Source organism: Streptococcus parauberis NCFD 2020 (assembly GCF_000187935.1).
GTDB classification, from domain to species: Bacteria; Bacillota; Bacilli; order Lactobacillales; family Streptococcaceae; genus Streptococcus; species Streptococcus parauberis.
Genome location: NZ_AEUT02000001.1, coordinates 1,287,679 through 1,301,848, shown reverse-complemented (window position 1 = coordinate 1,301,848; position 14,170 = coordinate 1,287,679). Strand labels below are relative to the sequence as shown.

Here is a 14,170-nt window from a genome sequence, read left to right as displayed (position 1 = left end):
AATGGCAAAAATCCGTATTACGGAAACTGTTCTAAGAGATGGGCAACAAAGTCAAATTGCCACTCGGATGACAACAGAACAAATGTTACCTGTTTTAGAACAACTAGATAATGCCGGCTACCATGCTCTTGAAGTTTGGGGCGGTGCAACATTTGATTCATGTTTGCGCTACTTAAATGAAGATCCATGGGAAAGATTACGTACGATACGTAAAGCCGTCAAACATACAAAACTACAAATGTTATTACGAGGACAAAATATTCTTGGTTACCGTAATTATGCAGATGACGTAGTTCGTGAATTTGTTCAAAAATCAATTGAGAATGGGATTGATATTATCCGTATATTTGATGCTTTGAACGATCCAAGAAACCTACAAACTGCAGTAGCAGCAACTAAAGAATTTGGTGGCCATGCACAAGTTGCAATATCTTATACAACTAGTCCTGTCCATACTGTAGATTATTTTGTCCATTTGGCAGAAGAATATGCTAAATTGGGTGCAGATTCTATCTGTATCAAAGATATGGCAGGTGTTTTAACACCACAAACCGGCTATGACTTGGTTAAAGGAATTAAAGCAAGAATTGATCTCCCCTTAGAAATTCATACACATGCAACGGGTGGAATTTCAGAAATGACTTATTTAAAAGTAGCTGAGGCAGGTGCAGATATCATTGATACAGCAGTATCTTCTTTTGCAGGAGGCACCAGTCAGCCGGCAACTGAATCTGTTGTTATGGGTCTTGAAGATTTAGGATTTGAAACTGGACTTAATCTGAAAGAAGTTGAGAAAGTTGCTAGCCACCTTAATACTGTTCGTGATCATTTCCGTTCAGAAGGTTTACTTAATCCAAAGGTAAAAGATATTGAACCTAAAACCTTGATTTATCAGGTTCCTGGTGGAATGTTATCGAATCTCCTTAGTCAATTATCTGAACAGGGATTAGATGATAAATATGAAGAAGTTTTAGCAGAGGTACCACGTGTGCGTGCAGACCTTGGCTATCCACCATTAGTAACACCACTTTCTCAAATGGTTGGTACACAAGCCCTAATGAATGTCATTTCAGGTGAGCGTTATAAAATCGTTCCTAATGAAATTAAAGATTATGTTCGTGGCTTATATGGTAGACCACCGGCACCACTAGCTGAGGGAATAAAAGAAAAAATTATTGGTGAGGAAGAAGTTATGACAATCAGACCAGCTGATTTGATTGAGCCGCAATTACCAAAATTACGTGAAGAAATTGCCCAATATGCTAAATCGGAAGAAGATGTATTAAGTTATGCTTCTTTCCCAAATCAGGCTAAGGATTTCTTGGGACGTCGAGAAGATCCATTCTACGATGTACCATTCCAAGAAGTTCAGGTCACAATTGACATTGACTAAAAAAACTTAGGTAGTATAACTACCTAAGTTTTTTTGATTTTAAGTTAATTGCTCAATAATAGTTTCTAATTTGGAGATGCTGTCTGCTAATAAGGAATTATCTTTTTCTGAAGTCTGAAATTCTTTTAAATAATCCAATCGAAAGGCCATGCGATCTTTTAATAAAGCTAAGTAATGAGTATCATTCTCGTCGACTTTAAAATCTGCTATGTCTAGATAGGAGAACTCTGGTAGATGCGCAAAATCTTTAAACATTGCATCACCATCTACTAGTTTCTCAATACAAGATAAGGAAATCTCCTTACTGATTTTAGTATTCAAATAAGATCCAGTGTTGATAATATAGGCTTCAACACCTGAGGCAAACAAGTCATGGAATTTCTCAAAATCTTCAATTAATGGATAAATCCGGAATGGATTAGCATACGGTTCAATGACCAGTTTTCCTAAATCGCCGCTAGTATTTTCTGCATTAGAACGTTTTGTCATAAGAGTACAACCAAATGCTGAAGCAAGTGTCGGATCACTAATTTTAACAAGTGGAGGGAGAGATTCATCTTTCATTATCCAAAATATGGCTGAAATAGGTTCATGAATGACATCAACTCGGTCTGGAGTTGAATAACGAGATTTGATCGTTCGACCGTTTCCATTTCGGATATCCTCAGTCACCAAAACACGTTCTCCTGATTCATTTAAAGTGACTCCACAGTTTTGGACAGTTAAGAAATAATCTTGCTCAGGATGACCCACTGGATAATCATTAGTTTTATCAAAGTAAGCCGGTTCCAGAGCTACCGCAGAACCATCCTTAGTAGAAATGACAAAGGCATCATCATGAAGTACTTGAATTTCATATTTATTATCATGTTTTGCATGGGTTAATGTTGATTTACCTGATCCCGATAAGCCAAAGAAAGAAGCTACATAAAGCTCACCATCTTTTCTAAATTCTTTAAGACCTCCATGACAAGCGACGTAATTATTTCGTGCAGCAGTTGCCCAAGCTAAGGTTAAAGTCCCTTTTTTTATTTCACCAAAATAATTCATGCCCAAAATAGCAGCGACATTCTGTTTTGTATCAAAATATGCTAATCCATCTGGGTAATTATCATGTTTCCAATCAGGATTGAAATAGATAAAAATATCATTTTCGTCATATGTAAGAGACTGCTCAAGAAGTGCTTGATAATTATCATTAAGAATTTGGAAATTAAGAAGCCAAGAGTACATGTTATTGATTTCCTGTTTAGGCATCATAATATGAGCTTCAATCATAAACTGTTTATCTAGCCCAACTACAGACTGAGCTGAAATGAATGGTTTGAAGCTAGATTGGTAAATATCCTCTCTTAGTAGAGCTTCAATATTTTTATCTTCGTTAGGTTCTTGACCTTTTATACGTCGAGCCTTTGCAGTTCGACCAACAACAGCTCCACCATTTGCGACAATGACATGCGTATCTTCATCCAGTTCTAAGTCCTTAGCATGTTTAATCTTCTGATCCAGAACAATTGTATTTGGAGCAGCAGCAGCTAACTGATAAGCTTCTTTTATAGAATTGATAACTTGTACATTATTACCATAAAAAGCAGTTTCTATAATTGTTTTGCAAGATGAAAAGTGGGAATTTTGTAAATTAATATCCTCGTTTTTATAATGCCCGATGGTTGTCATAATACACCTCCTGTATAAATATTCAATCCTATTGTACCAAATGTAAACGCATACAACAATTAAATGTGTGAAAAAGAACACATTTAAACCCAAATAATCTCTTGACAAGTACACTAACTTGCAATACAATATAGTTAGATAAAGTAACTTGTATTACAAGATAGTGAAAGAGGTGGTCTATTTGATTCCATCACAGATGTTAAAAGGCTTATTGGAAGGTGCCATATTAGAGATCATTAGGCAAGAAGAAACTTATGCTTATGAAATCTCAAAAAAATTGGAAGCCTACGGATTTGGGACAGTTTCTGAAGGAACCATTTATCCGATTATTTTAAGATTGCAGAGCAGTAAGTCAATTGAAGGCATAGCTAAACCATCGCCGCAAGGGCCAAAACGTAAATATTATAGTTTAACGGATACTGGCTTACAACAATTAGCAGACTTTAAAGAAAATTGGCTGTCGCTCAGCTCTGCGATCAACCAACTCTTAAGTAATGAAAATAGCGATCTGAGAGAGGTAGAATGAAGATGAACAAAGTCAAAGCACTACAAAAGGAAAATGGTAGATTAGAAGATGGTATCAAGGAAGTTTACTCCAAGGATTATACTGATATGATAGTATATCTGCGGGGGGCCAAAATTAATGACTACCATCAAGAAGAAATCCGCAACGATTTGGTTTCGCTATTGCTGGAAGGGCAAGATCGTGGCGAAAGGTTAGAAGACATTTTTGGTCAGGATAAGCAAGCTTTCATTGATGATGTTATTGCTTCGTTGCCAAAAATGAATGCTACAGAAAATTTTTTAAGACATCTCAATATGATATTGCTTTTAGTTTTTAACTTCTCACTAATCTTTTTAGCAGGGGATATCCTAACTTATTGTTTAGAACGCATTGTCAACCATAAAAGTCCAGAGTTTACAATGACTATTACATGGCTAGACATACTGCTAATGATTGTAATCATCATCGTTTCAATTGCTATCGTGGAAATGATTGTTAAAGGAACCTATTCCCTAACTGACAAAGCCATGAGAAGACGTTTCATCGTCTATTGTCTCCCAATCATCATGATTATTTTTGGATTACCTTTTCTAAATCGATCACTAGACGTAAGCGTGCTACATGGACCTATTTGGTATTATCTTCCTTTAGGAGGATTGCTAGCGCTGGCTAAATTTGGCCTCAGCAACTATCTGGATAAAACCTACAACACACCACTCTGAGAGGCATAGCTAAACCATGAGCGAGATATCTTTATAGATAATTAGCATCAGAAAATTAGAATCTTTAAAAGACAATTCTCAGACAAAGCACCCCCAAAAAAATTGGAGGTGCTTTTTTAGTAAAAAAAGGAAAATCATATCTTAATATAAAAAATTAGCATGCTAACAATTAGAAAGATAGAAGTAAAATAAAAGCTCGTGATTGTAAATATTTTGCAAATAGGATGTAAAACTTTAGTAAATGTGCATTTTTTCTAGTTTTGGACACTTGTATAAGATATAACCGGTATAGTTGCTATCGCAGTAAAGGATAAACAAACTGGAGAGACTTACATTGCATACGCAGGTACTAACAAGGATGCGGATGGACTACGCGATTTTATTTCAAATGCTCATATAGGGGTAAATAATTCTGCTTACTTAGAACGATTAGGAGATAAAGCTACTAGCATTTATGATAAGGTTCAAAGTAATGGTAAAGGAAATGAGATGTTATTAAGAAAAAAAATTTATATTGGAGAAACTAATAAAGGTGTGGTTTACTATAATACGAGAACAGGAGAAATACTTTCATCTGAAAAAGTAAACTAATAAATACAGAAAAAGCGGGTAACTATAATAAGTATATTCCTCTTATTATTTCATTACTAATATTATTTGGAAGTTTAGGAATTACGGCCATTTCTTTTGGTATATATAATAAAACAATATTAGGGATACTAGTACTATTGTGGATTTTAGAATTTTTAGGAATGCTGATTCTTGTAGAGCAAGCATTATACAAACATGTAAAAATCGGAGAAATTACAACAAAAAAAGAATTTTTAATTGCAGCTAATGGAAATTTAATTTGGAATAATTTTGGAGACAAAAAAATCACTATAGGCAAAAAAATTTATATATGGATAATAACATCGATAATAGGTGCTAGTGGATTTTTACCCATCCTTATCATTAATATCGTAGTTCACTCATTTGGTTCTCCAATAAAAAGTGAAATTGTAATGTATAGTTTAATGGGTATAATGCCAGCAGTGATGGTGATTGGTATTTTTCAAAACAATCCTATTAGGTTTATTAAAGCAGTAGAAAATGTTCGCAAAAATAAATAGTTAGTAAAAGAAAGAGGACTGATATGAATGAAGAAATTTTACCACTAGGTAGTGTTGTTACATTAAAAAATGGAGATGGTAGTGAAGTAATGATAGTTACAAGAGCAGCCATCATTGAGGAAAATGGATCAGAAGTATATTTTGATTATGGATCAGTGTTAATACCACAAGGGATGGTAAGTCCAGAAAATGTATATTTCTTTAATATTGAAAATATTGAGAATGTTTTTTTAAAGGTTACGAAAACGAAGATGAATTGAAATTTCAAAATGATTATGGTAATATGAATTTGACTCTATCTATTCAAAGGGAGATGTAGATAATTAATAGAAGATTTATTAGAGACAAATCATTTAACAGAAAAAATAGAAAAGAATTGAAAATTTTGAAAAAAGATAAATACATTACAATGCTGATGCTTGTGGCTTTGGCCGTTCCAAGCATTCAAACTTTAAGTGTTTTGGCGGAGGATACGACTCCTAGCACCAGTCAATCGTCGTCGAGCACGACATCGATGACGTCAACGGAAGGGGCGACGGATAGTACGGCTACTAGTTCATCTAGTGAGACAGCTACTAGTACGGATCAAACGACGGCTCCTTCATCTTCGACGGAGACAGTTCCGTCGTCAAGTTCTACGGAGCCTTCTAGTTCGTCTAGCTCAAGCACGACGCCAACTAGCACTTCAACATCGTCTTCACCGACTACTGACGCTAGCCAGACTCAACCGGGTACGGCTGAAGGCAACAAAACGCCTGCGCCAGAACCGACTCAACCTGCTCCAGCGACACCACAAGAAGCAACTCCAAGTCCAGCGCAATTGCCAACAGTGGATTCGTGGTCTGATTTCAGTGTGCCTGCTCATCTGCCTTCGGCAATGGCTAGCGCAGCTTATGTGGAACACTGGACTGGTCAGGATGCATACAGCCATAACCTGCTCTCACACAGATATGGTATCACTGCAGCGCAACTGGATGGCTACCTGAAATCTACAGGGATTTCCTATGATACCAATCGTATCAATGGTGCCAAGCTATTAGAATGGGAAAAAGAAAGCGGACTTGACGTCCGAGCTATTATTGCCATTGCCATGGCTGAAAGCTCTCTAGGAACGCAAGGAGTAGCTAAAGAAGCCGGTGCCAATATGTTTGGTTATGGGGCATTTGATAACAATCCGGGTCATGCCAAGGCCTTTAATGATCAGGTGGCTGTGACTAAGTTGACCGAGGAGACCATTATCCAAAATCATAATACGAGTTTTGAGATTCAGGATAATAAAGCTAAACTCTTATCTGCTGGCCGATTAAATATTTCTGTTGAAGGTGGTGTTTATTTTACAGACACTAGCGGAACAGGTAAGAGCCGTGCTAAAATCATGGAAGCTATTGATCAATGGATTGATCAACATGGTGGCACACCAGCCATTCCTAAAGAATTACAGATGCAGTCATCTGCTTTACTAACCGCCGTACCAGTAAGCTTTAAGTTGTCTAAGCCTAATCATGTGATTGGCTACTCAGCCGTTACCTATCCATGGGGTCAATGTACTTGGTATGTTTATAACCGTGCGCAAGAACTTGGCTATCACTTTGGTCAATTTATGGGCAATGGTGGTGACTGGAAGAACAAGGCTGGTTATGAAACAACCCATACACCAAAAGCAGGTTACGCTCTTTCCTTTAGCCCAGGACAAGCAGGGGCAGACCCATCTTACGGGCATGTTGCCATTGTCGAAGAGGTCAAGAAAGACGGCACCGTCCTCATCTCAGAATCCAACTGCATTGGACTAGGCGTCATTTCCTACCGCACTTTCTCAGCAGCGCAAGCAAGCCAACTGACCTATGTGGTTGGGGAGAAGTAAAAGAGATTCTTTGACAAGCAAAACAACCTTAAGAAAAACTTCTTAGCTGTTCAGACAATGTCAAGAAGTATATCTAATAATTCGTCAGTAATATAGCCAATCTTAATATTAAAATAAAAATAGTCAACAAAAAAAGTAAATCACCAACAAAATTGAAGGTGATTTACTTTTTTTATTTTCTTGTAAATGTCGCAAGTTCAGATAGTTTATCGTTACTTGGGTTGAAAGTAGTGTTCATTGGACGGATCCATTGAACATATGTTAATTTATCGCCGTTTAATTTAAAACCCATTTCTGCTTCAAACCCTGCACCTCCCATTCCAAGCACTGGAAATGCCGCTGAGAAATTATCCCCTTTTAATTCTACGAAATGGTAAAGTCCAGGAGAAATCTCTTCGACTGGGTTAATTACACCAGTATACTTATTTCCTTTATCATCAACACGATTTGCATTACCTTTTGCATCATATGTTAATGCTTGATAGCCTTGACTAGGTGAGGTGTACTCCCATGTACCTACGAGACCTTCAGGTACTATCTGTTCATTGTTTGAACTTTCTGTTTTACTTTGACTACCATTATCAGTAGGTTTCTCTTGTTTTAAGAGTTCCTGATACTTATTTTGCATATCCTCTGGCGCGTGCTTATAAGTTGATTTGCTACCATCCTTGTAATCAGATACCAAGTATACAATCCCATTATTTCCTAAGATGATTTGATAACTTGGTTTATCAGGAGCCAAAAGTTCCTCATATAAGTATGAGTATCCATAATGAGATGCTTTGAAATTCTTAGACTCGGGAACACGAGAACTAATAATTTGTTGAGTTTCCTCTTCAAATGACAAATTTAAGTGTGTTTTGTCAGGTAAGTTATATAATCTGAAACAGCTTTTAGCAGCATATTCTGAGGTTTGACTACTTCCAACTTTAACACCTAATCTGGCTATCTTTAAAGATTTTAGTTTAGTTCTAAATGCTTCTAAACTACCTTCATAATATTCGTTTGGGGTTGGGTAGGTTCCTGTATCTATATCCATATTTTCTGTTAAACCAGTGATTCTTAAAAAGATTGGTCCATCAACTGTTTGACTTGACCAAACACCAACATTTCCTGCTCGGAAGTTAGATGTAAATGCAGGATCATCAGGAGCTCCACTTACTAATATACTATCTATAGCATAGGCAGAGTTAAATAGCCAAACTCCAAACGATTTATTGATTGCATCAATAGCAGTTATATCATACTTACTTGTGTCATTTATTGACTCGTCTTTAGAACTATTAGTAGTTGAAGAACTATTATTGGTACTACTTGGTTTTGCATTGTCATCAGATGTTTTATTCTTATTAGAATCTAGTGATTTCTTTGTAGTTATTTGGCTTGTTTCTATTTTGGGTTTTGAATTATCTTGTGATTGACAAGCTGTTAATGATATAAAACTTATAAAAAAAGTGTTAAGACAGTTAATTTAATAAATTGTTTTCTCATAAGTCTTCTCCTTTATCCTTATACTATTATAACACTTTTCCCACATTATTATTAGGATGTTTTAATCAAATCTTGTATTCTCTTCCCTCTTTATGCTATAGTTTTAGTGTTACTTAAATGGTTAAGGAGTCATATAGGGCAAGTTTAATATATCTGGTGGACGATGAAACAAATATTCGCAATCTTTTATCTTCTTTAAGCCATGAAGAGTTTGCGTTCAGGCTTTTGAAAATGGGGATAGTCTTTATGGGGCCTTTTTTGGTTAAAAATCCTGATTTACTCATTTTAGATATTATGATGCCGTGAACAGATGGGCTTTCTATTCTTGAGAAAATTCGCGAGGTTGATAAGTTAATCCCAGTCATTCTTTTGACTGCCCGCGATTCTGATGAAGCAACAGTAGATCAAAACGCACAACTTGAAGCACTCACCAAAAAAGCCGAAGCTATATATCAAAAACATGGCATCACCCAAAGACCATTAACAAATTACTACAACCAGTCAGCAATCCCCGCAGACTAAGTTCCAAAAAGAAATAGCGGAATGCATTTCCAATTGCAAACAGAAACTACTCTCTCGCAAACAAAAAACTAATCGATAAGACAGAAAAAATCAAGACACATATTTGTCTTCATTTTTATACAGTTTGATTTTATAATATCAAATGTCATAACTATGATTGGAATAAAAGATTGTCGGTTCATTTAATTCAAATAAAAGAAAGAATTGATGTATTAATAATGCATAAAGAAAATAATAAATGTTGGAAAACGATTGCAAACATGATAAAATAATCTAAATATAAATGAAAGGTGATTAACATGGAAAAGACATCTACAATGAAAGATGTGGCACGACTAGCTGGTGTTAGTGTAGGAACTGTTTCTCGGGTTATAAATAATGAAGCCGGAATAAAGGAATCAACTTTAGAAAAAGTTGCCTCTGCAATTGAAGCATTGCACTATATTCCGGATGCATACGCAAGAGGTATGAAAACAAGTAAAACTCAAACAATAGCATTGATTGTACCGACCATTTGGCATCCCTTTTTTGCAGAATTTGCTTATTATGTTGAGGAAGGTTTAAGTAAGCTTAATTATAAATTGTTACTATGTAATACAGATGGTAGTCGAAAGGAAATTGAGTATATTAATATGCTTCAGCAGAATAAGGTTGATGGTATAATAGCGATTACTTATAGTCCAATAGATGATTATTTGGCTTCTGGTATCCCCTTTGTTAGCATTGATAGAACATATGTTAATAAGGAAATTCCTTGTGTAACATCAGATAACTATTCGGGTGGTAATTTAGCGGCGGAAAAATTAATTGAACATGGTTGCACCAAGTTGGCATTTTTAGGTAGTCACAATAAGACTATCAATGAAACAAAACGTCGAAGAGATGGTTTTGAGGATTATTTAGTTCAAAAAGAAAAGGACTATGTTATTTTTGATTTAGAAGAACCATTTACTGATTATGATCATCAATTAGAACAATTTCTCATATTGAACCCCAAAATTGATGGTATTTTTGCAATAAATGATTTTACAGCAATGACAGCAATTTCATTATTGGAGAAGTTAGGAAAGAATGTCCCTGAAGATGTTCAAGTTATAGGATACGACGGTATTAAATATGCCAAGGAAAGACACTATCCGGTTACCACAATAAAACAACCATTAGAAAAAATGGCTAATGAGGCAATCCATATATTAATGTGTATCTTAAATAATCAACCACATGAGCCACAAGTAATTTTGCCAATTACCTTTGAAGAAGGTAGTTCAACAAAAATTGTAAATTAGTTATTGACAGAAAGCGCTAACAATGATAAAATTTAGCTGTAGAAATTAATTTACTTTTTTTTATCAAAGAAAATGAAACGTTTCAAATATCGGGAGAAACGTTGTTTTCTTAAAATAAAAATGAAACGTTTCAAAAACTAGGAGAATATGATGAAACAAAAGAACGGGAAATCAAATGTGGTAGAAAGACTGAAAAAGCAAAAGTTACTTTTCCTGATGCTATTACCTGGCTTACTCCTAACTTTTATTTTCAAATATGTCCCAATGTACGGCATATTAATTGCTTTTAAAGATTATAACCCCTTATTAGGGATTTTGAAGAGTCCTTGGGTTGGATTGCAAGAATTCCACCAATTTCTTTCTTCCCCTAACTTTGAAGTTATATTAATGAATACAATCAAGTTAAGTGTTTTCGGATTATTGCTAGGTTTTCTTCCACCAATTATCTTAGCTATTATGCTGAATCAGCTAGTTAGTGATAGAGTTAAAAAGAAACTACAATTAATTTTGTATGCACCAAACTTTATTTCAGTCATAGTTATTGTTGGTATGCTCTTTCTTTTCTTTTCTATAGAAGGTCCAGTCAATGATTTATTAAAAATGTTTGGTTTTAACACTAATTTTATGACAAATCCTAATTATTTTAGATCTTTGTATATTTCTAGTGGTATCTGGCAAGGAATGGGTTGGGCATCTACTTTGTACACGGCTACTTTGGTTAATGTAGATACATCCCTAATAGAGGCAGCGCAATTAGACGGAGCAAATATTTTTCAACGTATTCGCCATATTGATTTGCCAACATTAAAACCAATAATGGTTATTCAATTTATATTAGCCGCAGGAAATATTATGAATGTTGGTTATGAAAAAGCATTCCTGATGCAAACATCATTAAATCTAACAACATCTGAAATTATTTCTACCTATGTTTATAAAGTTGGTCTTGTATCAGGAGATTATTCTTATTCTACAGCAGTTGGAATATTCAATTCAGTCATCAATATGATTCTCCTGTTTTCTGTTAATAAAATTGTTGAACGGATGAATAATGGAGAAGGGATATAGGGCGAGACAATGAATACACAATTATATTCAGATTTTGATAAGCGAGTTCTTATTGTTAATAAAATTCTACTGGGATTTCTAATTTTGATAACAATTTTACCATTGGGATATGTCCTGATCGCATCCTTTATGGATCCACAAGTATTAGCAAATCAAGGTTTAAGTTTAAATCCAAATGATTGGACAGTTGATGGTTATAAGCGAGTTTTAGGAGACTCAGCAATTTTAAGAGGTTTTTTAAATTCATTTATTTATTCAACTTTATTTTCTATTATTACTGTTGCAGTTTCTGTATTAACAGCCTATCCATTGTCAAAAAAGGATTTAGTTGGACGGAAATGGATAAATTACTTCCTCATTTTTACCATGTTCTTTGGTGGTGGGTTAGTACCAACTTACTTACTAATTAAGAATTTAGGGATGTTAAATACTATGTGGGCAATTATTATTCCAGGAGCTGTTAATGTTTGGAATATTATTTTGGCCAGAACATATTTTCAGAGTATTCCTGATGAGTTAGTGGAAGCTGCAGTTATTGATGGTGCAAATGATATGCAGATATTCTTCAAGATTATGTTGCCATTAGCCAAACCAATTATGTTTGTTCTATTCTTATATGCATTCGTAGGTCAATGGAATTCCTACTTTGATGCAATGATTTATATAAAAGATCCAGATTTAGCTCCCCTACAATTAGTATTAAGAAATATCTTAATACAAAGTGAAGTTAGTAAAGATATGATAGGGGCTCAGGCAGCTATGAATGAAATGAAAAAGATTGCAGAAATGATTAAATATGCAACGATTATTATTTCAAGCTTGCCGTTGATTATTATGTATCCATTCTTCCAGAAATATTTTGATAAAGGTATTATGGCAGGATCACTAAAAGGGTAAAAATTTAAAGGAGATTTTCGATGAAAAAATCAAATATTTACGTTGGTATGCTAGCATTAGCTAGTACTTGTCTATTAACTGCTTGTGGATCAAAAAATGAGGTTTCTAGTCCGGATTATGAACTTAAAAATGTTTCTTTCCCTGTTAAAAAAGATGTCACATTAAAATTTATGACGACTAGTTCAGCGCTAGCTCCAAAAGACCCAAATGATAAATTGATTTTAAAACGACTTGAAAAAGAAACTGGTGTCCATATTGATTGGACAAACTATCAATCTGACTTCGGTGAAAAAAGAAATCTTGATATTTCAAGTGGTGATTTGCCAGATGCCATTCATAATGATGGTGCATCCGATATTGAGTTGATGTCATGGGCTAAGCAAGGGGTAATTGTTCCAGTAGAAGATTTGATTAAAAAATATATGCCGAATCTTCAAAAAGTGTTAGAAGAAAAACCTGAATATAAATCTATGATTACAGCACCTGATGGGCATATCTACTCATTCCCTTGGATTGAAGAGTTAGGTCAGGGCAAAGAGTCTATCCATAGTGTTAATGATATGGCTTGGATTAACAAAAAGTGGTTGGATAAATTAGGGTTAGAAATGCCTAAAACTACAGAGGAATTGAAAGTTGTCCTGGAAGCTTTTAAAACAAAAGATCCTAATGGTAATGGTAAAGCTGATGAAATTCCAATGTCATTTATTAATCAACCTGGAAATGAAGATATGAAGTTATTGTTTGGCGCATTTGGTGAAGGAGACAATGATGATCATATTGTTGTTTCAAATGATAATAAAGTAGATTTCACAGCTGACAATGATTCATTTAAAGAGGGTGTCAAATATATTCGTTCTCTTCAAGAAAAAGGATTAATTGATAGTGAAGCCTTCGAACAGGACTGGAATTCATATGTTGCAAAAGGTAGTGAACAAAAATATGGTGTTTACTTTACTTGGGATAAAAATAATATCTCTGGCGATAATGATGATTACGAAGTATTACCAGTATTAGCAGGCCCTGATGGACAAAAAAATGTGACAAGAACTAATAATTCAGGCTTTGCGCGTGACAAAATGGTTATCACAAGTTCCAATAAAAACTTAGAATTAACAGCAAAATGGATTGATCAACAATATAAACCACTACAGTCTGTTCAAAATAACTGGGGTACATATGGTGATAAAAAACAACAAAATATCTTTAGTTTTGATAAAGCAAATAAAATGTTGAAACATTTACCACTGGGAGGTACAGCTCCTACTGAGATTAGACAGAAAACTGAAGTTGGAGGCCCACTAGCCATTCTTGATAGTTATTATGGAAAAGTGACAACTATGCCTGATGATGCTAAATGGCGTTTAGATATTTTAAAAGAAAATTATGTACCATATATGAAGAATGAGAATACTTATCCTAAAGTCTTCATGAAAGAAAAAGACCTTGATAAAATAGCTCAAATTGAAGCAGATATGCTTGATTTCATTGCAAGAAAACGTGCTGAGTGGATTACTAAAGGTAATGTAGATCAAGAGTGGGATGGTTACAAAAAAGAATTAGAAAAATATGGGTTGTCAGAGTATTTAAGTATTAAACAAAAATATTATGATGATTATCTAGAATCCAAATAAGAGGA

At 34.7% G+C, this 14,170-nt stretch carries 13 protein-coding genes and 1 pseudogene; 12 read left to right on the top strand and 2 right to left on the bottom strand.

The window, feature by feature from the left end; all coding sequences use genetic code 11:
* The first annotated feature begins 1 nt into the window (after nucleotide 1).
* Nucleotides 2–1,393, top strand: a complete 1,392-nt coding sequence (locus tag SPB_RS06470; protein ID WP_003102435.1) for an oxaloacetate decarboxylase subunit alpha — start codon at nucleotides 2–4, stop codon at nucleotides 1,391–1,393.
* Nucleotides 1,394–1,432: 39 nt separating this feature from the next.
* Here SPB_RS06470 and SPB_RS06465 read toward each other — a convergent pair whose 3' ends face one another.
* Nucleotides 1,433–3,070 (bottom strand): phosphoenolpyruvate carboxykinase (ATP), encoded by a 1,638-nt coding sequence (locus SPB_RS06465; RefSeq protein ID WP_003105677.1) that lies wholly within the window; start codon nucleotides 3,068–3,070, stop codon nucleotides 1,433–1,435.
* Between the two features lie 181 nt (nucleotides 3,071–3,251).
* Between SPB_RS06465 and SPB_RS06460 the strand changes: the two genes are divergently transcribed.
* The 6 genes and pseudogenes from SPB_RS06460 (at nucleotide 3,252) to SPB_RS06440 (ending at nucleotide 7,270) form a co-directional block, all read left to right on the top strand.
* Nucleotides 3,252–3,596 (top strand): PadR family transcriptional regulator, encoded by a 345-nt coding sequence (locus tag SPB_RS06460; RefSeq protein WP_003104807.1) that lies wholly within the window; start codon nucleotides 3,252–3,254, stop codon nucleotides 3,594–3,596.
* Nucleotides 3,593–4,297 (top strand): hypothetical protein, encoded by a 705-nt coding sequence (locus tag SPB_RS06455; RefSeq protein ID WP_139058235.1) that lies wholly within the window; start codon nucleotides 3,593–3,595, stop codon nucleotides 4,295–4,297. The genes SPB_RS06460 and SPB_RS06455 overlap by 4 nt, the downstream gene beginning before the upstream one ends.
* 282 nt (nucleotides 4,298–4,579) lie before the next feature.
* A pseudogene (locus SPB_RS11080) lies at nucleotides 4,580–4,774 on the top strand (hypothetical protein); the annotation flags it as partial.
* Nucleotides 4,775–5,025: 251 nt separating this feature from the next.
* Nucleotides 5,026–5,409 carry a hypothetical protein gene (locus SPB_RS11520; protein ID WP_003104818.1) on the top strand — a complete coding sequence of 128 codons (384 nt, stop codon included), beginning with the start codon at nucleotides 5,026–5,028 and terminating at the stop codon, nucleotides 5,407–5,409.
* A 23-nt stretch (nucleotides 5,410–5,432) separates the two neighbouring features.
* The gene (locus tag SPB_RS06445; RefSeq protein ID WP_003103542.1) at nucleotides 5,433–5,669 is read left to right on the top strand and encodes a DUF4176 domain-containing protein; all 237 of its coding nucleotides are present in this window, start codon (nucleotides 5,433–5,435) and stop codon (nucleotides 5,667–5,669) included.
* A 125-nt stretch (nucleotides 5,670–5,794) separates the two neighbouring features.
* Nucleotides 5,795–7,270: a CHAP domain-containing protein gene (locus SPB_RS06440; RefSeq protein WP_037621184.1), complete on the top strand. Its 1,476-nt coding sequence runs from the start codon at nucleotides 5,795–5,797 to the stop codon at nucleotides 7,268–7,270.
* Between the two features lie 172 nt (nucleotides 7,271–7,442).
* On the opposite strand, the gene SPB_RS10880 is transcribed toward SPB_RS06440, so the two are convergent.
* Nucleotides 7,443–8,309, bottom strand: a complete 867-nt coding sequence (locus tag SPB_RS10880; protein ID WP_003105707.1) for a hypothetical protein — start codon at nucleotides 8,307–8,309, stop codon at nucleotides 7,443–7,445.
* Nucleotides 8,310–8,487: 178 nt separating this feature from the next.
* Here SPB_RS10880 and SPB_RS11370 point away from each other — a divergent pair, with 178 nt between their 5' ends.
* The 5 genes from SPB_RS11370 to SPB_RS06415 all read left to right on the top strand — a co-directional run bounded on the left by SPB_RS11370 (nucleotide 8,488) and on the right by SPB_RS06415 (nucleotide 14,165).
* Nucleotides 8,488–8,691, top strand: coding sequence for a hypothetical protein (locus SPB_RS11370; protein ID WP_175282148.1), 204 nt, complete (start codon nucleotides 8,488–8,490; stop codon nucleotides 8,689–8,691).
* An 891-nt stretch (nucleotides 8,692–9,582) separates the two neighbouring features.
* Nucleotides 9,583–10,569: a LacI family DNA-binding transcriptional regulator gene (locus SPB_RS06430; protein WP_003103231.1), complete on the top strand. Its 987-nt coding sequence runs from the start codon at nucleotides 9,583–9,585 to the stop codon at nucleotides 10,567–10,569.
* Nucleotides 10,570–10,719: 150 nt separating this feature from the next.
* A complete protein-coding gene (locus tag SPB_RS06425; RefSeq protein WP_003105883.1) occupies nucleotides 10,720–11,637 on the top strand; it encodes an ABC transporter permease in 918 nt (305 codons plus the stop codon).
* A gap of 9 nt (nucleotides 11,638–11,646) precedes the next feature.
* Nucleotides 11,647–12,534 (top strand): carbohydrate ABC transporter permease, encoded by an 888-nt coding sequence (locus tag SPB_RS06420; protein ID WP_003103942.1) that lies wholly within the window; start codon nucleotides 11,647–11,649, stop codon nucleotides 12,532–12,534.
* Nucleotides 12,535–12,554: 20 nt separating this feature from the next.
* Nucleotides 12,555–14,165, top strand: a complete 1,611-nt coding sequence (locus tag SPB_RS06415; protein WP_003105160.1) for an ABC transporter substrate-binding protein — start codon at nucleotides 12,555–12,557, stop codon at nucleotides 14,163–14,165.
* The last annotated feature ends 5 nt before the right edge of the window (nucleotides 14,166–14,170 follow it).